The 20,000-nt window shown below is 70.0% G+C and carries 17 protein-coding genes; 7 read left to right on the top strand and 10 right to left on the bottom strand.

Annotation, left to right across the window (positions count from 1 at the left end; translation table 11 throughout):
* Positions 1-380: 380 nt before the first annotated feature.
* Both ACLJT4_RS34770 and ACLJT4_RS34765 read left to right on the top strand, forming a co-directional pair.
* Complete coding sequence (locus tag ACLJT4_RS34770; protein WP_411128593.1) at positions 381-1,160, top strand: hypothetical protein; 780 nt, start codon at positions 381-383, stop codon at positions 1,158-1,160.
* 284 nt (positions 1,161-1,444) lie between these two features.
* Positions 1,445-3,604 (top strand): RecQ family ATP-dependent DNA helicase, encoded by a 2,160-nt coding sequence (locus ACLJT4_RS34765; RefSeq protein WP_411128591.1) that lies wholly within the window; start codon positions 1,445-1,447, stop codon positions 3,602-3,604.
* Between the two features lie 1,149 nt (positions 3,605-4,753).
* Here ACLJT4_RS34765 and ACLJT4_RS34760 read toward each other — a convergent pair.
* A complete protein-coding gene (locus ACLJT4_RS34760) occupies positions 4,754-4,939 on the bottom strand; it encodes a hypothetical protein (protein ID WP_411128589.1) in 186 nt (61 codons plus the stop codon).
* Positions 4,940-5,140: 201 nt separating this feature from the next.
* Here ACLJT4_RS34760 and ACLJT4_RS34755 point away from each other — a divergent pair, with 201 nt between their 5' ends.
* Positions 5,141-6,307 carry a sensor histidine kinase gene (locus ACLJT4_RS34755; protein WP_411128587.1) on the top strand — a complete coding sequence of 389 codons (1,167 nt, stop codon included), beginning with the start codon at positions 5,141-5,143 and terminating at the stop codon, positions 6,305-6,307.
* Positions 6,295-6,948 (top strand): LuxR C-terminal-related transcriptional regulator, encoded by a 654-nt coding sequence (locus ACLJT4_RS34750; RefSeq protein WP_411128585.1) that lies wholly within the window; start codon positions 6,295-6,297, stop codon positions 6,946-6,948. Before ACLJT4_RS34755 ends, ACLJT4_RS34750 begins: the two co-directional genes overlap by 13 nt.
* A 138-nt stretch (positions 6,949-7,086) precedes the next feature.
* On the opposite strand, the gene ACLJT4_RS34745 is transcribed toward ACLJT4_RS34750, so the two are convergent.
* The 6 genes from ACLJT4_RS34745 to ACLJT4_RS34720 all read right to left on the bottom strand — a co-directional run bounded on the left by ACLJT4_RS34745 (position 7,087) and on the right by ACLJT4_RS34720 (position 13,224).
* Positions 7,087-7,698 (bottom strand): DNA-binding response regulator, encoded by a 612-nt coding sequence (locus tag ACLJT4_RS34745; RefSeq protein ID WP_411128583.1) that lies wholly within the window; start codon positions 7,696-7,698, stop codon positions 7,087-7,089.
* A 19-nt stretch (positions 7,699-7,717) separates the two neighbouring features.
* Positions 7,718-8,959 (bottom strand): sensor histidine kinase, encoded by a 1,242-nt coding sequence (locus ACLJT4_RS34740; protein WP_411128581.1) that lies wholly within the window; start codon positions 8,957-8,959, stop codon positions 7,718-7,720.
* 78 nt (positions 8,960-9,037) lie between these two features.
* Positions 9,038-11,359 carry a TOMM precursor leader peptide-binding protein gene (locus tag ACLJT4_RS34735; RefSeq protein ID WP_411128579.1) on the bottom strand — a complete coding sequence of 774 codons (2,322 nt, stop codon included), beginning with the start codon at positions 11,357-11,359 and terminating at the stop codon, positions 9,038-9,040.
* 24 nt (positions 11,360-11,383) lie between these two features.
* A complete protein-coding gene (locus ACLJT4_RS34730; RefSeq protein ID WP_411128577.1) occupies positions 11,384-11,575 on the bottom strand; it encodes a hypothetical protein in 192 nt (63 codons plus the stop codon).
* Between the two features lie 105 nt (positions 11,576-11,680).
* Positions 11,681-12,379 carry a hypothetical protein gene (locus ACLJT4_RS34725; RefSeq protein ID WP_411128575.1) on the bottom strand — a complete coding sequence of 233 codons (699 nt, stop codon included), beginning with the start codon at positions 12,377-12,379 and terminating at the stop codon, positions 11,681-11,683.
* The gene (locus ACLJT4_RS34720) at positions 12,376-13,224 is read right to left on the bottom strand and encodes an alpha/beta fold hydrolase (RefSeq protein WP_411128573.1); all 849 of its coding nucleotides are present in this window, start codon (positions 13,222-13,224) and stop codon (positions 12,376-12,378) included. The genes ACLJT4_RS34725 and ACLJT4_RS34720 overlap by 4 nt, the downstream gene beginning before the upstream one ends.
* A 160-nt stretch (positions 13,225-13,384) precedes the next feature.
* Between ACLJT4_RS34720 and ACLJT4_RS34715 the strand changes: the two genes are divergently transcribed.
* Positions 13,385-13,612 (top strand): MbtH family protein, encoded by a 228-nt coding sequence (locus ACLJT4_RS34715; RefSeq protein ID WP_411128571.1) that lies wholly within the window; start codon positions 13,385-13,387, stop codon positions 13,610-13,612.
* 148 nt (positions 13,613-13,760) lie between these two features.
* Here ACLJT4_RS34715 and ACLJT4_RS34710 read toward each other — a convergent pair whose 3' ends face one another.
* The 3 genes from ACLJT4_RS34710 to ACLJT4_RS34700 all read right to left on the bottom strand — a co-directional run bounded on the left by ACLJT4_RS34710 (position 13,761) and on the right by ACLJT4_RS34700 (position 17,688).
* Positions 13,761-14,195, bottom strand: a complete 435-nt coding sequence (locus tag ACLJT4_RS34710) for a hypothetical protein (RefSeq protein WP_411128569.1) — start codon at positions 14,193-14,195, stop codon at positions 13,761-13,763.
* Positions 14,196-14,338: 143 nt separating this feature from the next.
* Positions 14,339-16,894, bottom strand: a complete 2,556-nt coding sequence (locus tag ACLJT4_RS34705) for an FtsX-like permease family protein (protein WP_411128567.1) — start codon at positions 16,892-16,894, stop codon at positions 14,339-14,341.
* 11 nt (positions 16,895-16,905) lie between these two features.
* Positions 16,906-17,688: an ABC transporter ATP-binding protein gene (locus ACLJT4_RS34700; protein ID WP_411128565.1), complete on the bottom strand. Its 783-nt coding sequence runs from the start codon at positions 17,686-17,688 to the stop codon at positions 16,906-16,908.
* A 255-nt stretch (positions 17,689-17,943) separates the two neighbouring features.
* Here ACLJT4_RS34700 and ACLJT4_RS34695 point away from each other — a divergent pair, with 255 nt between their 5' ends.
* Entirely contained in the window at positions 17,944-19,341 is a 1,398-nt protein-coding gene (locus ACLJT4_RS34695; protein ID WP_411128563.1) for a serine hydrolase domain-containing protein, read from the top strand.
* Between the two features lie 77 nt (positions 19,342-19,418).
* Positions 19,419-20,000, top strand: a 582-nt coding sequence (locus ACLJT4_RS34690; RefSeq protein WP_411128561.1) for an AMP-binding protein, incomplete at its 3' end; no start/stop codon positions are given.

Raw genomic sequence — 20,000 nt, 5'->3', positions numbered from 1 at the left:
GCAATTCGGCTGCAGAGCAGGGTGTTCTTGCGGATGCGACTTGGACTTGCTGGTGCTCGCCGGCCTCAACGCTTCTCGGCTCGTGCCACGCTTACAGAAAGCGATGAAGTGTTCACAGGTCGTATCTTGCCGCAATGCCGAACCCGATTGAGTCGGCTACGCCAACCGCGTCCCGGCCGTTGGCGACTGGCAGGCTGCGCGAGCTGCCAATTATCGAATGTGCATTCTGTTTTGCTTTCGCGGCGGCTCCTTGGTAGCTTTTGGCGCTATGCAGGACCGGGCCCAAGTGCCGGGCCTGACGGCAAACTGCCCCAATGACCATGCGAACGAATACGTAGTTCGGTCGATACGTCGATTTGCGGGCGGGATTCCATTTACTTGTGTCGGCACTGACGTGTAAGTGCGTTTTGTTGCCGCTTCTGAGACATCCGGTGAGGCAGACAGTGGTCTATTCATTCATCGCGCACACGAGCCCAGGGCGCAGCAGGATTTTTGCCCTCTGTAAGGACCCGAGCGATCGGTTGGAGGCAGTTACCACGCTGGGGGCAAGTGATCTCCACCTGACGGAGGAGTTCGTCGTAGGTCTTAACAGCTTCCTGGCCGACCGGGATGACACGGTTCTCCAAGCCGTGCTGGACCGCGTTCCAGCCCCAGTGGCTAAGGCGGCGCGGCAGTACCTGAAGGAAAATTGTGCGTCGGAGCTTGGAGCCTTCACCGGATACGGGCCGATCGATGTCGTCCGTGAGGCCGTCTATTTCAGGCAGATCGACGACGAGCTTGAGGAATACCTCGATGGCGCCTACATGATCGGGTTCGGTATCCGCATGTCGAACGAACGCAGGAGCGATGGCGACATCGCGTGGGTGGTCCAGCTTCGCAGTGACGAGGTCTCCGTGCCGGCCAGCTCTGAGCCGCGCTCATGGGCCCTTCCTGCAGAAGTACAGCTCTTGAGGACTTGGACGAGCGAGCAGCCGCTTGCCGACCTCGGACCTGTTCGTGGTGCGCTCGGCGTAGCAGAAGCTGCAAGTGCAGAGGGGCGCTGGGTCAGGGTTCACACGCTGCTGCACAGTAACCGGGATGTCGACTTCGAAGGCAGCGGAACCTCGGAGTTCGTTGTTGATGTCTTCGACGCGCCGATCCCGGCGGAATTGGGAGAATAGGCTGACGCTCTCGCCGCGTCGTTTGTGACGGAGTGAGGTCACCCCTTCATCGCCCCTGGTGCGGACGCACCCGGAGCCGGTCCGTACAGGGGAGGCAGCGACCTGCCGCCGAACGCTAGAAGGCTCTCCACCGTGCAACGTCTGTCTGGCGGTTCCGTTTCCCGTATCGGTGTCGTGCTGTCCCTCGGCGTCCGCACCTGCTGGCTGGTGCCCGGCGGACACTTGCCGGACGTGCGTGCTGGGTGGATTCGCTGATTGTCAGTGGCATCGGGTTGCATGGGGGCATGGACAACCTGGAGCTCCGTGCTGAAGCCGATGCCATCCTCGCTGAGCTCGTCGGCGACCCTGGGGGTTCGGCGCGGTTGCGGGAGGACCAGTGGCAGGCGGTGGCGGCTCTGGTGGAGGAGCGCCGACGGGCGCTGGTGGTGCAGCGCACCGGTTGGGGCAAGTCGGCGGTGTACTTCGTGGCCACCGCGCTGCTGCGCCGTCGTGGCTCCGGCCCGACGGTGATCATCTCGCCGCTGCTGGCGCTGATGCGCAACCAGGTCGAGTCGGCGGCGCGGGCCGGGATCCAGGCACGCACGATCAACTCGGCCAATCCGGAGGAGTGGGAAACCATCTACGGGGAGGTCGAGCGGGGTGAGACCGATGTTCTCCTCGTAAGTCCGGAACGCCTCAATTCCGTGGATTTTCGCGATCAAGTGCTGCCCAAGCTTGCGGCCACGGCCGGCTTGTTGGTGGTGGACGAGGCGCACTGTATTTCCGACTGGGGCCACGACTTCCGGCCTGACTACCGCCGGCTGCGCACGATGTTGGCGGAGTTGCCGGCGGGTGTGCCGGTGCTCGCCACGACAGCGACGGCGAATGCGCGGGTGACCGCGGATGTGGCCGAGCAGCTGGGCACGGGGGGCGGGGATGCTCTGGTGCTGCGGGGGCCGCTGGACCGGGAGAGCCTGCGGCTCGGGGTGCTTGAGCTGCCTGATGCGGCGCATCGGCTGGCGTGGCTGGGCGAGCGACTGGGGGACCTTCCGGGTTCCGGGATCATCTACACGCTGACGGTCGCGGCGGCCGAGGAGGTCGCGGCGTTCCTGCGGCAGAGCGGGTATCCGGTGGCCTCCTACACGGGGAAGACGGAGAACGCCGACCGGCTGCAGGCGGAGGAGGACCTGCTGGCGAACCGGGTGAAGGCGCTGGTCGCCACGTCCGCGCTGGGGATGGGCTTTGACAAGCCGGACCTGGGATTTGTCGTGCACCTGGGGTCACCCTCGTCTCCGATCGCCTATTACCAGCAGGTAGGGCGTGCGGGGCGTGGAGTGGATCATGCGGATGTTCTGCTGCTGCCCGGGCGGGAGGACGAGGCGATCTGGGCGTACTTCGCTTCGGTGGGATTCCCTCCGGAGGAGCAGGTCCGGCGCACCCTGATGGTTCTGGAGCAGGCGGGCCGCCCGCTGTCGCTGCCGGCATTGGAGCCGTTGGTGGACCTTCGCCGCTCGCGCCTGGAGACGATGCTGAAGGTCCTGGACGTAGACGGAGCGGTCAAGCGCGTGAAGGGCGGCTGGACCGCGACGGGGAAGCCGTGGGCGTACGACGCGGAGCGGTATGCGTGGGTGGCCCGGCAGCGGGAGGCCGAGCAGCAGGCCATGCGGGACTACGTGGCGACGGAGGGTTGCCGGATGGAGTTCTTGCAGCGGCAGCTCGATGACGAGAAGGCGGCTCCATGTGGTCGCTGTGACACCTGCGCCGGCCCCTGGCTTGATCCGGCTGTCTCTCCTGGGGCCCTTGCAGCGGCGACGGGCGAGTTGGACCGTCCGGGGGTCGAGGTCGAGCCTCGCAAGATGTGGCCGACCGGGCTCGCCGCGGTCGGATTGGACCTCAAGGGTCGTATCCCTGCGGGCCAACAGTCGGCCACCGGGCGCGCGTTGGGCAGGCTGTCGGATATCGGCTGGGGCAACCGCCTGCGTCCGCTCCTGTCGGTGCAGGCGGCGGATGGGCCGGTCCCGGGCGATGTGCTGGCCGCCGTCGTGACGGTGATGGCCGACTGGGCCCGTTCGCCGGGTGGCTGGGCCAGCGGTTCTCCTGACGCGGTGGCGCGGCCGGTGGGGATCGTGGCCATGCCGTCCCGTACCCGCCCGCAGCTGGTCGCCTCACTGGCGGGGGGCGTGGCCCGGGTCGGCAGGCTCCCGCTGCTGGGCAGCCTGGCCTACACCCCGCAGGCTGACGAGTACGCGGCGCATCGCAGCAACTCCGCTCAGCGGCTGCGCGCCCTGGCCGCCTCGTTCACCGTGCCCGACGAGCTGGCCGCCGCTTTGGCCGGCACCCCCGGCCCGGTGCTGCTCGTTGATGATTACGCCGACTCGGGTTGGACGCTGGCCGTAGGTGCACGTCTCCTGCGTCAGGCCGGTACTGATGAGGTGCTTCCGCTCGTTCTAGCGCTGGCTGGATAGGCGAACTCCATTGGCGGCGCCGTGGACGAGCCAGCCCTGGAATCGGTCTTGGTGGAGCCCTTACGGTCCAGAACGCCGAGGTGCACGGTGAAGGGCAGAGTGAGCGGTTTGCTGATTGGCTCCACGTGTTGCCGATGACCCATCATGTGGAGTGCATGACGATCCTTGAGCCCACCAGAATGGGCCTCTGACCTGCTGTTTTAGGCAGTGTGCGTTATGTGTGCTGTGGGCGTTACGGGTGAAATCTTGACGCATGTTTGACGTGCGTGACGCACGTTTGGCGCATGTTCTGACGGCCTGTCAGGGCATGGCAGAAGTCGTCTGCCACCCCGGCTTCGAGCGGGTTGGCAGGCGGGTTCTTCTCGTTGATCGTGGAGAGGGTTTCAGTTACCGGTGCTGCCTCGTGAGTGCCGGTCGCGGAGCCAGCCGAGACGGATTGCGTGTGGCCCGTACTGCTGCTCCGTCGGAGATGGGCAGTGGCGGTATCACAGCCCGTGCGTTGGCCCGAGGGAGGGGGAACAGCGGGCCTTCTTGGTGGTCACCGACAGCTTCTCGGAGCAGAGGCGCGGCTGATTGCTGATCGAACGGTGTGAGGTGAACCCTTCACGGGAGCAACTTGGTCAGGCTCTTTCGTCGAAGGGGTGGTGTCGCCGACGTTGAGCGCGAGGAGGTCGGAGGCGCTTGCCCCTCCCGGAGGAGCAGGGCGAGGGCGCCGCCATTCTCCGGTTCAGCCGATGTATTCCTCCATGAGCTTGGCCAGATGTCCCGGAAGAGTCCACTGCGCTGCGTGACCTGCTGCGCAGCGTGGTTCCAAGTCGCTGACCTGTATGAATAGTCTTTCGGCTGTTTCCCGCTCATGCCCGTTGATGCAGCTGGAAGCCCCAGAAAAGTCCCAGGGTACTCCCACTGGCCTTGGCCGCCGCTCCTTCAGTGCAATGCAGAGGGTGGGGCGCGGTGTGGGCTGGTGTTCCTGCACCGGTGGTTCGCCCTGAACGAACGGCAACGCACGCTTCTCGAAAGGCTCGTGTTCGGAGGAGCACCCGAAGCGTGGGCAGCGGGCGAATGGTGCTCGGCTCATGCCTAGCGCGACCGCGGACTCGTGGACACCAGGGACGAGCTGACGAGTGATGCGTGGTGGCGCCCCGCGGATCAGGAGGTCTTCGTCCGCCGCTTGTTGCGCGCGAGGAAGAGGCACACCGCCGAAACGATTGCCACCGAGCCCGTGCTGACGCTGATGACGACCTGCTTGGCGCCCTCGAAGGCGAAGCTGGTGGAGACGTTGGCGGCGACGGCTGCCACGAGGAGGATCCAGAGCAGGGCCTTGAGGGCCTTCATGGCCGTTTCCCTTCGTTGAGCGGTGGGGACGGTTCCCCGGGCGTTTCTCCCAGAGCGTTTGCCTGGTGGACACCACAATGCCGCTTCCCCGGCCGGAGATCGAGGGAGTGCTCTGCCGGACTCGTGGTGTAGCCCGCTACACCACGGGGTGGGTGGTGCGCACTCCTTTGCGGTGCTCGGTGGTCGCCTAGTCTGATGGCCATGAGAGAGAGGCTGTGGCTCGCATGGCGGGCGACGAGGCAGCTGCTGAGATCGGCCGGGTTGGCTCTGGCCTCGCTTCTGTTCCTGCCCGTCCTGGTGTTCACCGTGGTCGTCACGGCGATGGCCATCGGGGCGGGCGTGCTGCCGGAGACCGTGCTGCTGTTGCGCAAGCTCGCCGGGGCCAAGCGGCGTGAGGTGGCTGACTGGACGGGGGAGGAGGTTCCCGAGGCGTACGTGCCGCTCGTCGGCACGCTTTCCGAGCGTGTGCGCACGGCGGTCAAGGACCAGGGCACCTACCGTGACCTGCGATGGCTGATGGCCCACTTCCTCTACGGCTGGCTACTGGCGTACGCCGCGCTTCTCGTCTGGATCTTCGCCCTCTTCGTCGACGGCGTGTGGTGCGGGCTGCTGGGCCACCGCGCCCTGGTGCTGCCGCTCGTCGGCCGGCTCGCCGACCTGGACGCGGCCTGGTCCCGGTCCCTGCTGGAGCCCTCGGCGGACGCCCGGCGCAGTAGCGAACTCGCCGAGCGCGTCGAGGAGTTGACCGTGACCCGGGCGGGCGCGGTGGCGGCGCACGGCGCCGAGCTGCGGCGCATCGAGCGCGACCTGCACGACGGTACGCAGGCCCGCCTGGTGGCCCTGTCGATGCGGGTGGGGATGGCCAGGAGGGTGTACGACAGCAACTCCGACGCCTCCCGCAAGCTCCTCGACGACGCGCAGGACCAGGTCGAGGAGGCGCTGACCGAGCTCCGGCACGTGGTGCGCGGCATCCACCCGCCGATCCTGACCGACCGGGGGCTGGTCGGCGCGGTCCGGGCGCTCGCCGTCGGTAGCGGCCTGGAGGTCGAGGTGGCCGAGAAGGGCATGCAGGACGATGTGCGCGCGCCTGCCGCGGTGGAGGCGGCGGCGTATTTCGCCGTCGCCGAAGCGCTTACCAACGCGGCCAAGCACAGCGGGTCCCGCCGCGCCTGGGTGGAACTCGTCCGGGCCCCTCGGGCGTTGAGGATCACGGTGCGCGATGAGGGTTGCGGGGGCGCCGATGAGACGGGTGGTAGCGGGCTGCTCGGCATGCGGCGGCGGATCGCGGCGCTCGACGGCACCGTCCTGGTGTCGAGCCCCATCGGGGGGCCGACCAGTATCGAAGTGGAGCTTCCGTGCGTGTGGTGATTGCCGAGGACAATGCCCTGCTGCGGGAGGGGCTCGTCCTGCTCCTCACCTCCGCGGGGCACGAAGTGGCGGCGGTAGCGGCCAGCGGCCCCGAGGTGCTGCCCGCTCTCCTGGAGCACCGGCCGGACGTCGCGGTGCTGGACGTGCGGATGCCGCCCGGCTTCCGGGACGAGGGGCTGCGTGCGGCGCTCGCGGCGCGGGCGCAGATCCCCGGGTTGCCCGTGCTCGTGCTGTCGCAGTACGTCGAGGAGACGTACGCGGCTGAGCTGTTGGGCGGCGGCGCGAGTGGCGTGGGCTATCTGCTCAAGGATCGCGTCGGGCGGGTCGACGAGTTTCTCGACGCCCTGGACCGGGTCGCCTCCGGCGGCACCGCGCTGGACCCGGAGGTGGTGGCCGAGCTGCTGGCCACACGCAAGGATGACCCGATCGACTCGCTGACGCCGCGCGAGCGCGAGGTGCTCCAGCTGATGGCGGAGGGCCGGGACAACGCCACGATCGCTGGCCAGCTGGTGGTCACCGAGCGCGCGGTGAGCAAGCACATCGGCAATGTGTTCCTCAAGCTCGGGCTGCCTGCGAGCGACAGCGGCCACCGCCGGGTGCTCGCCGTCCTCGCCTATCTCAACAAGAGGGTCCGGACGTGACGCATCCATGCCGCAGGTGGATGTGGAGGGCCTGAGCCCACGGCACCCGTGAAAGATTCACGCCGAAGACATGAGTCTCGCGGTACCGCCGCCCCGGGCCCGGTCGCCATACTCGTCTCAGGTGCTCGCGCGGGAGCGTCACAGCAGCCATTCGGAATCGCGTGCGATCTTGATGGCGTCCACCCGGTTCCGGGCGTTCAGCTTGGTCACCACGGTGGTGAGGTAGTTCCGGACGGTGCCGAGCGAGAGTTGGAGGTGTCTGGCTATTTCGACGGGTTCCAGGCCGTCGGCCGTCAGCCGCAGGACCTCCGACTCGCGTGCGGTCAGCGGGCTCTCCGTGCTGTTCCACGCGGAGAGGGCTAGCTGCGAGTCGATCACCCGGTTCCCGGCCGTCACGCTGCGCACGGCCGTGGCCAGCTCCTGGGGAGGGGCGTCCTTGAGCAGGAAGCCGGACACCTGCGCGGCCAGCGCTTTGCGCAACGCGCCGGGACGGCCAAGGCTGGTGAGGATCAGAGTGCGGCACCCCGGGAGCTGCTTGTGCAGCCGCTCGGCCGCGGTGAGTCCGTCGATTCCGGGCAGGTCGATGTCGATGACGGCGACGTCCGGCGTGTGCCGGGCGGCGGCGTCGAGGATCTCGTCGCCGCGCTCGACCTCGCAGACGACCTCCAGGTCGTCCTCCAGGTTGAGCAGGGCGACCAGGGCACCGCGCACCATGTTCATGTCTTCGGCCAGCAGGATGCGGATCGTCATGATGAAGGGTCCTCCCAGGTCAGGCGGCGGGTTCCTGGGCGCCGAGGCCGGCGTCGTCAGGGGCTGCGAGTCTGCGCGGCGGCCGTGCCGGGGCCTCCGCGACCAGTCCGAAGGTGCCGCCCGGGCCGCGGGTGACGGTGAGCGTGCCGTGGGTCGACTGCAGGCGTTCCCGCAGGTTTCCCAGTCCGCGACCACTGTGGGGCGACTCGTCGCGATACGACGGGTCCACGCCATCGTTGGAGACCGAAAGCCGCACCCGGCCTTCTTCCTGGACGGCCGTCAACACGCAGGTGCCGGCGCGCGAGTGCCGCAGCACGTTGGTCACGGCCTCGCGGAGCACGGCGGCCAGCACGGAGTCGACCTCCTGGCCGAGGGCGCCCAGCCGGATCTCCAGCCGCACCTCGACGTCGGCCGCCTCCAGCACCGACTGGGCCGACCGCATCTCCTGCTCCAGGGACATGCTGCGCAGGCCACTGGAGACCGCGCGCACGTCGGCCAGCGACTGCCGGGAGATGCTGAGCACCTCACTGACCTCCTCCATGGCCCTGCGGGGCTGGACGGGAATCAGTCGGTGGATCAGCTCGCTCTTGAGCGTGATCGCAGAGAGGCTGTAGCCGAGGAGGTCGTGGAGGTCCCGGGCGAAGCGCAGCCGTTCCCTGGCCACTGCCAGGCCCGCCAGCTGGCTGCGGGTGTCGTGCAGGGCCTGGACGAGCTCGGTCATCCGCGTCAGCCCGTACACCACCAGGCCGGTCAGCAGGGTGGACTGTGCGAGGTAGACGGTCTCCAGGATGGAGAGGCCGTCCAGGGTCGGCGGGATCAGCATGGTCAGCCCGACGAACCCGTACGCGGGCCAGGCCCACCGGCCGGGCAGCACCAGGAGCAGTGAGCCGGCGAGGAAGCCGGCCATGGCGCCCCATTGCGAGTGGAAGACCACGATCGGCAGGTAGGTCAGCAGCGCCTGGACGCCCAGGGTGAGGGTCCGGTGCTGGACGGGGGCCCAGCGTACGGCGGCGCCCGAGTGCCGCAGCTGGAGGGCGAAGATGAGGGCCAGACAGACGAGCGAGGTCAGCAGTGACGGTGTGGGCAGGTCGGTGCCCAGCAGGTTGAGGACCGTGACGCTCAGGTAGCTGAGCAGCGCGACCGTGAGGATCACGCGGGCCAGCTGGGGTGCCGGCAGGTCCGGGACGTCGGGCGTGTGGTTTGTGGCCCCGCCCGGCACGGTCACCGGAGGTGCGGTGTTGATCTCGTCGTGACTTGGCATGGTCGTGTGCGTGGGCTGCCTTGTCTGCTTTGTGGCTGAACCTGGGCGTTTGGCTTGATCATAGGGTTGGTCGAACAGCTAAACGAACAGTGGGACCGGATTCAGCTGTTCGTACGGAGTCGGCCGCGCGAGGTGCCCCAGGGCTACCGGGGTGTCGAAGAGCCGGCCGGGCGCGAACCGGGGCCAGAAGTGCCGCAGCCCCGGTATCAGCACCTTGACCACGGGAAGCTCCAGGTCGGGCCGGGTCTGGTCGAGGACGAGAAGCTCCATCCCGCGGGCGCGGATGGTCTCGGTGATCAGCTCGACGTCCTCCCGCAGGTCGGCGGTCGCCACGTACGTCCAATCGGCGGGGTCGCGTGGCCGTGAGCCGTCGGGGCGCAGATACGGTCGGTCGGCGGCCGTGGCGCGCAGCCACCAGTCCAGCGGCTCGGGGTCGGTGACGCGGTAGCCGGTGCCCTCCGGCGTGGCTGTGGCCACGAGCGGCAGCAGCTGCCCCATCTCGGTCAGCGCGCGGCGCAGTGCAAGGCGCGGGTCGAAGTGCGCGCCGAAGCCGAAGACGATGTCCTCGGCGGGCTTGTCGGTGCGCCGGGACAGGGCCGCCACCACCGGGATGCCGAAGTCGGAGGTGAGGTCCAGGGCCCAGATCTCGCGGCCCATGGAGCGGTAGCCCTCGCGGAGCCGGCCGATGTACGGCTCGTCAAACGCGTCGAGGTCGATGCCGGGACGCCGGGTCCGGTTGTACCACCACAAGGCCACCGCGTCCCTCTCGACGAGCTCCAGGAACCCCTGGACCAGGGCGTCCTCGGGGCTGGAGCCGGCGGCGTTGCCGTTGGAGTCGGCGAACAGGCCGTCGGGCGAGGGCTCCTCGCTGAAGTACAGCAGGGAGGTGGGCACCAGACGTCGGACGCCGTGGGTGAGCGACCAGACCGGGGTCCAGTCGGTGGGCAGGTCCTCGTCGAAGCGCGGGGGTACGTACTGCAGTCGGTCGCCGCGCGCGTTGATGGCATCGCGCCGGGCGAACTGCTCGTCGGAGTAGAGCTGGTAGGCGTTGGGGTGCAGCGCGGCCGCAGGTCCCAGTGCGCGGTAGGTGTCGCGGACGACGGGCTCGTCGCCCTGCCGGGTGCCGCTGTACCGTTCGACCGCCTCGCCCAGGGCGCTGGTCCGGGCCTCCTCTTCGCTCAGGCCCTTGCCGCCGCTGAGGGAGCGCAGGCCGGCGCGCAGCCCCGCGAGAGTGGGGCTGCGCATGGCGAGGTTCTCGCCGGCCACGAAGGCGTCGACGAAGCCGGGGCTGCCCGGGGCCCGCCGGATCTCGCGGACGATCCCGGTGATGGGGTCGACCAGCGGCGCGTACCGGCGCAGCATCTCGGTGGGGGACAAGGCCCGGTGGCCGTTGAGGCCGAGCGTGGTCTTGGGGCGCGATCGCGCCACGAACGGGCGCCCGGCCCGCTGCGCCACCAGGCCGGGGTCGCCACAGGCCGGGCACTGGGGCAGCCGGGCGACCGGGTGGGAGGTGGCCCCGAACCGCAGGGTGTCGAAGATGTGGACGGCGCCCTGTGTGTCATTGCGCACGCCTGCCAGCCACTTGGCGGCTTCCAGGACGGCCAGCTGGACCGTCAGTGAGCGGCCTGCCGGCAGGGTGGCCGCCGGGCGGGTCGGAGGCCCGGCCAGAGCGAGGGCCCGCCGCAATGGCTCCTCGGAGCGGCGGTGGCCGCGCAGCCGGGTCGCCAGGCAGTGCCAGCAGGGGCCGTCGTGCGGCTGGAGCACCGGTCCGACCCAGGAGGCAGTGGAACCGAGGCCGGCCAGCAACCAGGGGCGTCCGGCCGCGCGGTGCTCGGCGTCGACCTCCCGCAGCCATGGCGAGAGGTAGTCCTCACACAGGACGAGGGTCAGGGCTGCGTCCTCCTCGCCGGGGGCGGCGAGGAGGAGGCCGGAGGCGGCGCAGGCGGCTTCGGCCTCGGCGGTGTCCAGACCCGCGGGTGCGACCACCCGCAGAGTGCGGTGCGACAGCTCGTGCGGGACCTGGCCGCCGTCGAGGCCGGCCAGGTCCCAGTAAGCCTCCGCCGCCGGGTCACCGTGAGTGCCGACGGGCGCGACGTCCGGGGCGGCGGGTTGCACCCGGAGCAACCCGGCGGCGTCCAGAGCGCGCAGCGAGGCGTGGGCCTCCTCCGGCGTCAGCGACGGGGCGGCCTCGCGCACGACGGCTGCGGGGCCGCGGCTGCCGTCCAGCAGGGGGACGAGGACCTCCGCGGGCGGGCCGTGCAGGGCAGTGACGCCGCGGTGCGAGACGAGATACGCGGCTTCTCCGGGGACCAGGGTCGCCCGCAGATGGCTCTTGAAGCCGAGCCGCGTGCCATCCTCCTCACCGGACGGTGCGGCATGATCCACATCCGGCACGGACATGCGTCGATTCCCCGTTCCCGTCCGCTACTCGGCGTGTATGGGGGCCACGAGGGACGTGCCGGCCGGTACGGAAACGACGCAGACGGACAGCAGGGCGGCGCCCACGGACGAGGGCGCGTCGAGGTCCTCGATGACCAGCTCGCGCAGGGCCGAGCGCATCGTGTCCGCCGCGGTCTGCTCACCGAATCGGCTATACGCGGAGATGGAATTGGACATGACTATTCCCCCAACTTTTCGGTTTCGGTTGATTCTGGATCAGGCCCGCGCGGCACCAGCACTTTACAGGTAGGTCTGGCAAACGCGGAGAAGGGTGTCAACAGGTCATGAACCTGGCAGAGTCTTCGAATCCGGTTCGGAAACTCCGACTGGCACAGGTGTCATGGCCACTTCGATCCGGGCCGCGGCGAGGACCTCGGCGGCGGTGGCGCCGATCTCCTCGCTGTGTGCCGCGTCCTCGCCGGGCGCGCCGAGGACCACGAGGAGGGCCTCGTGGGTGTCCGCGGTGAGCTGGTGGGCGGCCGCGTCGCAGTCGCGCTTGCCCAGCCAGGCGAGCGGCTCCACGGTCTGGCCGTCCCGGGTGAGGCCGTAGACGAGGTCGCCCGGCGGGATCGGACGGGACTTGCTGGAGAAGGCCGGGATGATCCGCTCGCCGCCCTCCGCGCGGGTGACGAGCAGGTCCTGCTCGTCACCGGCCGACGGTGCCCGGTGCAGCCCAATGCCCGCACCGTGACGCAGCGTTGCCACGGTGACGGCGTCGACGACGGCGCCGTGCGACTGCCAGCCCCGGGTGGCCACGAGCTCGCGCAGGCGTTCACCGGCGGGTACGACGGACGGGTAGCCCAGTGCGGAGAGCAATTCCCGGTATCCCGCGGGGACCGGCCGGTGCGGCTGGTGGAGCGAGGCCGCTTCGTCGGCCGAAAGGCCCGCCGCCGACAGCAGCGGACGTTCGGACGTCAGGCGCCAGACCCGCGGGTGGAGCAGGCCAAGTTCCCTCGCCCGCACGGACGTTCCGACAATCATGCTCGCGCTTCCTCCGCTCGCCCGGAAACCCGTGTTTCCTCCAAGCGCCCGAAAAAGCGCAGGAGTTCGGCGTTCACACGGTCCGGACGTTCCATGTAGCCGTAATGGCCCGCATTCTTGATCTCGACGTACCGCGCACCCGAGATGGCGTCCGCGACTTCCCGGCCCAAATGCGCGGGGAGAACCAGGTCGTCGGCGAACCCGATGACCAGGCAGCGTGCCGTGATCTGCCGGTAGGCGCCCAGACGGTCCGGGGCCATCTCGATGCCGAGCTGGGCCCGGTAGCCGGCCGCCGCACTGGCCGGAGCCACCTCGAAGAGGTCGAGCCAGTCCTGGATCTCGCCGTCCCGATCGAGCGTCGCGGGGGAGAGGTACTCCATGGCGCGTACGGTCGCGGCGTAGCTCGGCGGCAGGACAGCCCCGCTGTCGTGCAGCTCCCGTACGGCGCGGTCGCGGTAGCGGCGCATCGCGTCCTTGCGGCCCCGGGTCGCCAGCAGCGCGGCTTCGGTGACCAGGTCCGGACGGGACAGACACAGCTCCTGGACGACGTGGGAGCCGAGCGAGGTGCCCACGAACCGGCTGGGCCCCAAGCCCAAGTGCTCGACCAGGGCGGCCGTGTCGGCCACCAGGTCCTCGACGGTGAACCCGTCCGCGCAGGCGTCGGTGGGCGGGATGCCGCGGTTGTTGAAGGTGACCACCTGGTAGCCCGCGGCCACCAGCGCCGGCACCTGGTGCAGGTGCCAGGCACGGCCGCTCGCCCCGGTGCCCATGACCATCACCACGGGTTTGCCGTGGCCGGTGACCTCGTAGCCGAGGCTGATTCCGTTGATTGTGCTGACCGGCACGGTCACGCCCTCCTCTGCGCCGCAGAACCGGGTGGTTCCGGCTCGGCAACGTAGTGGGCTGCGTGCAGCCGGACCATGAGTTTCGACCCTGCCTTAAATCGTTGCGTCGTGCCGATCATGCGGGTCACGATCGGCACGACCGAAGGGGAGACAAAGACTTATGGACAATCCGTTCGACGACGACAACGGCACCTTCCACGTCTTGGTGAACGACGAGAACCAGCACTCGCTGTGGCCCGTCTTCGCTGAGGTCCCGGCCGGCTGGACCATCGTGTTCGGGGAGGCCAGCCGTCAGGCGTGCCTCGACTACGTGGAGAAGAACTGGACCGACATGCGGCCCGCCAGCCTCATACGGGCAATGGAGCAGGCGGAGCAGACCGCTGCCTGACCCTCCGCCTGAGCCTCGCATCAGGTGCCTTGACGGCCTGTCGCCGCAGTCGTCGCCACCACCCCCCCCACGGGCAGGGCGGGTGCCCCGGAGAGATCCGGAGCACCCGCCCTGTTGTCGTACGGCTCGTTCACCAAGAGTCCCGCGGTCACCACGCGCAGGGCAGCCCCGCCGCCATGCGGGCCTGCGCGCCGTCGCGCAAGTCCCGTTCGATGCACCGCAGTTCGTTGCCGCGCGCATGAAGGGTGGCCGCCCGGGCAGCGGTGAGCTCCTGTACGAGCTCGGCGAGTCGCGCACGGCGGGAGGCGTCGGCAGCGCCCCGACCAGCCGGGCATGCGCCCGGGCCGGCACCGGTGTCACCACCGTGGCGCTCAGCCCGAGCGTCAGCCGTCGCCGCCACGCCCCGCGGCGCCGAGTCGACGGTGAAGAAGAACGAGAACGGGTACGGCACCGGCGCGCCGGAGCCGAGTCGGCGCGCGGGCTGGACGAACTGGAACACCGCGCTGACCGGCTGACCCAGCGGTCGCCGGACGCGGTGGCCCGGACCGGGCACCGAGGCGGCCCAGACCACCAGCCAGGCCACCGTGGCGAGCAGCGCGCGCCGTCGGCCAGCAGATGCCGGTACGCGCGGCCACCCTCGCACAAGTCGGGTCGGTGGCTCGCCCCGGGCGGCCGCCGCGTCGAGTCGGTCACCTGCCCCGGCCGGTCACCGCAGCCGGGCAGACCCTAGTCACCCGTGTACACCGCGTCGATCGGCCGGCCGCGCAGGGCCGAGCGCGTGGACAGGGCGATGGAGGCCCAGCCGAGCAGGGCGACGAACGCGGCGACGCCCGCCCAGACCACCGGGTCCACGTGCGGCAGGGCACGGCCGGTCATGGCCAGGCTGCTGCCGACCGTCGGCGGAACGGCGATGAAGACGCCCGCCACGACCGCCGTGATCACCACGACCCAGGACTCCATGAACATCATCCGGCGGGTCTGGCGCCGGCTGGTGCCGATCAGGCGGAGCATGGCGAACTCGCGGCTGCGGGCCGTGGTCGCCATCACCAGGGTGTTCACCACGGCGATCAGCACGTAGAGCAGCAGCAGGGAGTTGGCTATCAGGTTGGTCCATGACTGCTGGGCGAACTGGCCCTGCTGGACTGCCGCGAACTCGTCGGGCCGCTGCACCCGGAGGGTCGGGGTGTGCTGCGCCAGGCCGGTCAGGGCGGTGCCCACCCGGGCGCGGTCGCCTGCGCCCGCCGCTGTCACCAGCAGGGCCGCGTCGAGCCGGTCGGTGGTGTGTGCGGTCAACAGGTCGTGGGGGAGCGTGACGTCGCCGAAGCCCAGGCCGTTGCCGTAGACGGCGACCACCTTCAGCTTCTTCTCGGCGCCGTCGCCGAGATTGACGTCGGCGGTGTCACCCACGCCGAGGCCAGCGGTGTCCGCGGCCATCCAGCTGAGGGCCACGGTGTCGCCGCTCAGCCCCTCCAGGTTGCCCTTGCGCACGTCCAGGTCGAGGGTCCGGCCGATGCCGCGTGGGTCGACGCCCTGCGCGCTGAAGGGACGGGTGGCCATCTTGTCGATCTCGCGGTAGGTGAGCATCACCTGGGAGCGGATGACCGGGGTCGCCGTGCCGACACCCGGCACCGCCCGTACGGTGCCGGCCAGTTCGGGTGACAGCCCAGTGGCGTCGCTGGCCAGCACGTAGTCTGCGACGACGCCCGTGGCGGCCTGGTGCCCGGCGGCCGCCTCGACCGTGGAGAGGGTGGAGAGCTGCATCAGGGCCATGGCCGCGCCGAGCGCCAGCGGGACCACGGCGGCGCTGAGACGGCGCGAGTTGGCGCTGGTGTTGGCGGCGGCCAGGTAGCCGCTGACCCGGAAGCGGCGCAGTAGCGGCGCCAGCAGGCCCGTGACGAGCTTCACCAGCTGAGGCCCAATCAGCGCGCAGCCGAACATCAGGATCAGCAGCGAGCCCGCGGCGCCCGCGATCGCGAGCTGGCCGGGTATCGCCGTTGGCAGCACGACGGCCGCCGCCAGGCCCAGCACGATGAGGATCCGCCCGGCGTTGAGCCGGACCCGGCTCAGCCGCGGCGGCTCGGTCTGCGACTCGCGCAGCGCTACCACGGGCTGGATCCGCGCGGTGCGGAAGGCGGCGATGAAGCCGGCCAGTTGGGCACCCAGCACGCACAGCACCACGGCCGCGGCCGCAGGAGTCGGGTTGTACGAGAGCTCGAAGTCGCCCGGCAGCACGCCCACCGCGGCGAACGCGTCGCGCAGTGTGCCTGCGATCAGGAAGCCCGGGCCCGCGCCGAGTACCGCGGCGACCGCCGCTACCAGCAGGATCTCACTGCCGATCAGCGAGTGGATCTGGCGGGGCGAGGCGGCGATCGCGCGCAGCATGGCGAGCTCGCGGCGGCGCTGGTGGACGGCCAGCCCCAGAGTGGAGGACACCACGAAGACCACCACGACCAGCGCGGTGCCGCCGAACGACGCGGAGAGCGCGACCAGGAAGCCGCGCGACTGGCCGACGTCCAAGAACTCCAGGTCGCCAATGTCCGTACCGGTGTACACGGAGATCGGTTCCGGCGAGCCCGCCAGGGCCTTCGCGAGACGGTCGGCCAGCTTCCCGGCGTCGGCGCCCGGCTCGGCGAGCACGCCGATCGCGGTCACCCGGTCCGGACGCTGCGACAGTTGCGCCGCTCGCGCGTCCGTGAGGAACACTGCCGACTGGCGGTCGAGACCGGCCTTCGCCGTCGTCAGGCCGGTGACCCGATACGAGGCCCCGGTGGTGCCGACGGCCAGCCGGACCCTGTCGCCGACCTTCACCCCGGCCTTCCGTGCCAGCGCGGTGTCCAGCACCGCGTCCTGGTCGCCGCGCGGCCCGCTGCCTTCTGTGAGGGAGAACGGGCCGAGCGCGGCCGACTCCCAGCCGTGCCCGTACAGCGGGTGGCCGAGCTCAAGGGTGCGGCCCTGCGGACCGGCGATGCTCATCGCGATCGTGTGGTCGCCGACGGCCCCCCGCACGCCGGGCACCCTGGCGGCCTCGGCGGCCAGCGACGCCGGGAGGGTGACCCGCTCCGCGTAGTGCTGGTCGAAGTTTTGGGCGACGTCCTTGCTCTGTTTGCCGCCGATCATCACCGCGGCACCCGCGTAGCGTTCGGGCGAAACCCCGGACAGCAGGCCGGACATGAGCAGGACGCCACAGGCGGCCACGACGGCGGACCCGCAGAAGACGGCGATGAACGCCGCGATGAACCCGCCCTTGCGATTCTTGATGGTGCTCCACGCGATGTCGAACATGCCGCGCCTCTCTACCAGTTGCCCAGGTGCGTCAGGCGCTCGGCCACCTGGTCCGGGGTCGGCCGCACCAGTTGCCCGGCCAGCCGGCCGTCGGCCAGGAAGACCACCGAGTCGGCGTACGACGCCGCCACCGGGTCGTGCGTCACCATCAGCAGGGTCTGCCCGGTCTCGTCGACGATCTGCCGGAACAGCCGCAGGACCTCCTGGCTGCTGCGGGTGTCAAGGGCGCCCGTCGGCTCGTCGGCGAGCACCGCGTCGGGGCGGGCCAGCAGTGCGCGGGCGATGGCCACCCGCTGCTGTTGGCCGCCCGAGAGCTGGCTGGGGCGGCGGTCGGCGTACTCGCTCAACCCGACCCGGCGCAGGATCTCCTCCAACCAGGCATCGTCCACTGCGGTGTTGGACAGCCGGGGCACCAGGGTCACGTTCTGCTTCACCGTCAGGGCGGACATCAGGTTGTACGCCTGGAACACGTAGCCGATCCGCTCCCGGCGGACGGCCGTCAGCGCCGACTCCTTCAGGCCGCTCAGCTCGGTGTCACCGAGGTAGACGCGGCCGGACGTCGGCCGGTCGAGACCGGCCAGACACTGCAGGAAGGTGCTCTTGCCCGAGCCGGACGGACCCATGACGGCCGTGAACGACCCACGGGGAACCTCGAACGAGACGTCGTTCAACGCGGTGACCGCGGCCGCTCCCGTGCCGTAGGTCTTGCTCACCGACTCCATCCGCATCGCGGCGGCCGCTATGTGGTCGCCGGAGTGCCCGGCTGTGGCGGACCGGCGCCAAACCGATGTCATATTTCTGCCCTTCAGTTCGTCAGCGGCATCAGAGTATGGGAAGAGATGATGCGCGGCGAACCCCCTTAACCCCGTATTGAAGGTGTAGCCGGCTGCACCCTCCCCGTTCCTCTGGCTCCACCGTCCAGGGCTCCCCGCCCACCTACCTGTTTAACTCCTGGCTTTAGCTCTTTGGGGTGCGCGTGGGGGCGTCGTTACCCTGGCGCTTATTCATTGACCTGGGTGGACTTGATGACGGAATCCGCTGAAATTGCCATGAGGTTGCCCGCGCACGGCGAAGTGGCCGGCCTGCTCGAAACCCTCGCCCGTGAATACCTCGTACCGGGCGTGCAATTCGCCGTCTACGAGCGCGGCGAGATCACGTCCTTCGTCCACGGAGAGGCGAGCCACGGGTCGGGCCGGCCGGTCACGCCCGACACCGTCTTCCCGTGGGGCTCGGTGACGAAGTCGGCGACCGCGCTGCTGCTGGCACAGCTGGTCAGCGACGGCGACCTGGAACTCGACGAGCCGGTCGGTCCGTTGCTGCCGGAGCTGGCGGCGACCCTGAACAGTCCGCTGTTCATCGCGACGCCGCGGGGCCTGTTGAGCCACACCGCCGGGCTGCCGGACATGCCGCCCGTCGAGGGCGACCTCTCGCTGCGCGACTGCGTGGCCGCCTCGGCCGATGTCACCGCCGTGTGCGAGCCCGGCCTGCACTTCTCGTACGCCAACCTCGGCTACGTCCTCGCCGGCCGGGTCCTGGAGTCCGTGACCGGGGTGACCTGGTGGGAGGCGGTGCGCGATTTCGTCCTCACCCCGCTCGGCGTCACGCCAGGCTTCCTCGGTGGCTCCGCCCCCGCCCCGGTGGCCGGGCAGCACGCCGTGCACCTGCCGACCGGCACGGTGCAGCCCGTCGACGAACCCGGGCTGCCCCGGGCGCTGGTGCCCGCGGGCGCGCTGATGTCGAGCGCCGAGGGACTGCTGCGCTACGCCGCCGTCCACCTCACCACTGACGCCGCGGGCGTGCTGGAGCCCGAACTCCTCGCGGAGATGCGTACCCCGGTCCCGGGCTCGGCCGCCTTCGGCCTGGCCGAGGGCTGGGGACTGGGCCTCGCCGTCCACACCGACGGCGCGGGCCGCACCTGGCTGGGGCACGACGGCAACACCGGAGGGGCGAGCTGTTCCGTGCGCCTCGACCCCGAGAGGGGGATCGCGGTGGCTCTGATGACCAATGCCACCTCCGGCCGCCAGATGGGCAACGCCTTCCTCGAGGCGCTCGCCGTGAAGGGCTTCGACATCGGACGCTTCCGCGAGCCGGATCTCGGGGCGCCGTTGTCCGGTGCCGACCTGGACGCGGCCGCCGCCGAGGTGTGCGGGGAGTACCGCTCGGGCGCCGACCTCCTCACGGTCCGCCGCTCCGACGGCGGGGAACGTGCCGGGGACGGCACCGGGAAATTGGTGCTGGACCGGCCGGGCCTGCCGCCGGCCGTACTGGAAATCCACCGGGGCCTGGAATTCAGGCTGGCCGGCGAAACGGCCGGTGGTGGACACGCCAGTGACGAATCCAAGGACCTGTACTGCTTCGTACGGGATTCCCGCACCGGGCAGGTCGACGGAATGTATATGAGCGGCGGACGACTGCAGGTGCGGAAGGGAATCGGCCGGCTCGGCTGATTCCCTTTTCGGGGCGCGTGCTTCGTTCTTCGTCCGTCTGAATTTGTTTTGTTTCTATGCGTGGGGGAGTGGTTCGGGTGCTGGAGTCGTGGGCTTCGCAGGGTGGCGGCTTCGGAGGTGTGGTGCTTCCCGAGGCGTTCGGCGTGTGGGTGGCCGACAGCCCGAACGCGCTCGCTGTGGTGTGTGACGGCGAGCGGGTGACGTACGCGGAGTTGGACGCCCGGGCCAACCGGCTCGCGCACGCCCTGCTGGACCGGGGTGTGGGCCCCGGCGACCGGGTCGGCATCTGCCTCGGCCGCGGTGTTCGGCCCGTCGAGGCCCTGCTCGGCGTGCTCAAGGCCGGCGCCGCCGCCCTACCGCTCGACCCCGAATACCCGCGTGAGCGCCTGGAGTTCATGGTCGCCGACTCCGGCGCGGCCGTGGTGCTCGCCGAGGCCGCCACCGCCGAGGTGGCGGCCGCGACCGGCGGCCGCGTGGTGCGCTGGGAGGAGCTCGCCCTCGCCGACTGCCCGGCCACCGCTCCGGCGGTCGCCGTGTTTCCGCAGAGTCCCGCCTATGTCTTCTACACCTCCGGTTCCACCGGTCGTCCCAAGGGAGTTGTGCTTCCGCATGAAGGCTTCCTGCGCGTCGTACGGGACCCGAATTTCTCTATCACGCCT

The organism is Streptomyces sp. x-19, from assembly GCF_046549115.1.
In the GTDB taxonomy this organism is placed as follows: domain Bacteria; phylum Actinomycetota; class Actinomycetes; order Streptomycetales; family Streptomycetaceae; genus Streptomyces; species Streptomyces albulus_C.
Note: the sequence above shows the minus strand (reverse complement) of the source record. Positions and strands in the feature narration are given on the sequence as shown.

What these genes read in the sequence shown, in the direction of transcription:
- ACLJT4_RS34765 (WP_411128591.1), top strand. Translation starts at nt 1,445, where the DNA reads ATGGACAACCTGGAGCTCCGTGCTGAAGCCGATGCCATCCTCGCTGAG.
- ACLJT4_RS34760 (WP_411128589.1), bottom strand. Translation starts at nt 4,939, where the DNA reads ATGAAGGCCCTCAAGGCCCTGCTCTGGATCCTCCTCGTGGCAGCCGTC.
- ACLJT4_RS34755 (WP_411128587.1), top strand. Translation starts at nt 5,141, where the DNA reads ATGAGAGAGAGGCTGTGGCTCGCATGGCGGGCGACGAGGCAGCTGCTG.
- ACLJT4_RS34745 (WP_411128583.1), bottom strand. Translation starts at nt 7,698, where the DNA reads ATGACGATCCGCATCCTGCTGGCCGAAGACATGAACATGGTGCGCGGT.
- ACLJT4_RS34740 (WP_411128581.1), bottom strand. Translation starts at nt 8,959, where the DNA reads ATGCCAAGTCACGACGAGATCAACACCGCACCTCCGGTGACCGTGCCG.
- ACLJT4_RS34735 (WP_411128579.1), bottom strand. Translation starts at nt 11,359, where the DNA reads ATGTCCGTGCCGGATGTGGATCATGCCGCACCGTCCGGTGAGGAGGAT.
- ACLJT4_RS34730 (WP_411128577.1), bottom strand. Translation starts at nt 11,575, where the DNA reads ATGTCCAATTCCATCTCCGCGTATAGCCGATTCGGTGAGCAGACCGCG.
- ACLJT4_RS34725 (WP_411128575.1), bottom strand. Translation starts at nt 12,379, where the DNA reads ATGATTGTCGGAACGTCCGTGCGGGCGAGGGAACTTGGCCTGCTCCAC.
- ACLJT4_RS34715 (WP_411128571.1), top strand. Translation starts at nt 13,385, where the DNA reads ATGGACAATCCGTTCGACGACGACAACGGCACCTTCCACGTCTTGGTG.
- ACLJT4_RS34705 (WP_411128567.1), bottom strand. Translation starts at nt 16,894, where the DNA reads ATGTTCGACATCGCGTGGAGCACCATCAAGAATCGCAAGGGCGGGTTC.
- ACLJT4_RS34700 (WP_411128565.1), bottom strand. Translation starts at nt 17,688, where the DNA reads ATGACATCGGTTTGGCGCCGGTCCGCCACAGCCGGGCACTCCGGCGAC.
- ACLJT4_RS34695 (WP_411128563.1), top strand. Translation starts at nt 17,944, where the DNA reads ATGAGGTTGCCCGCGCACGGCGAAGTGGCCGGCCTGCTCGAAACCCTC.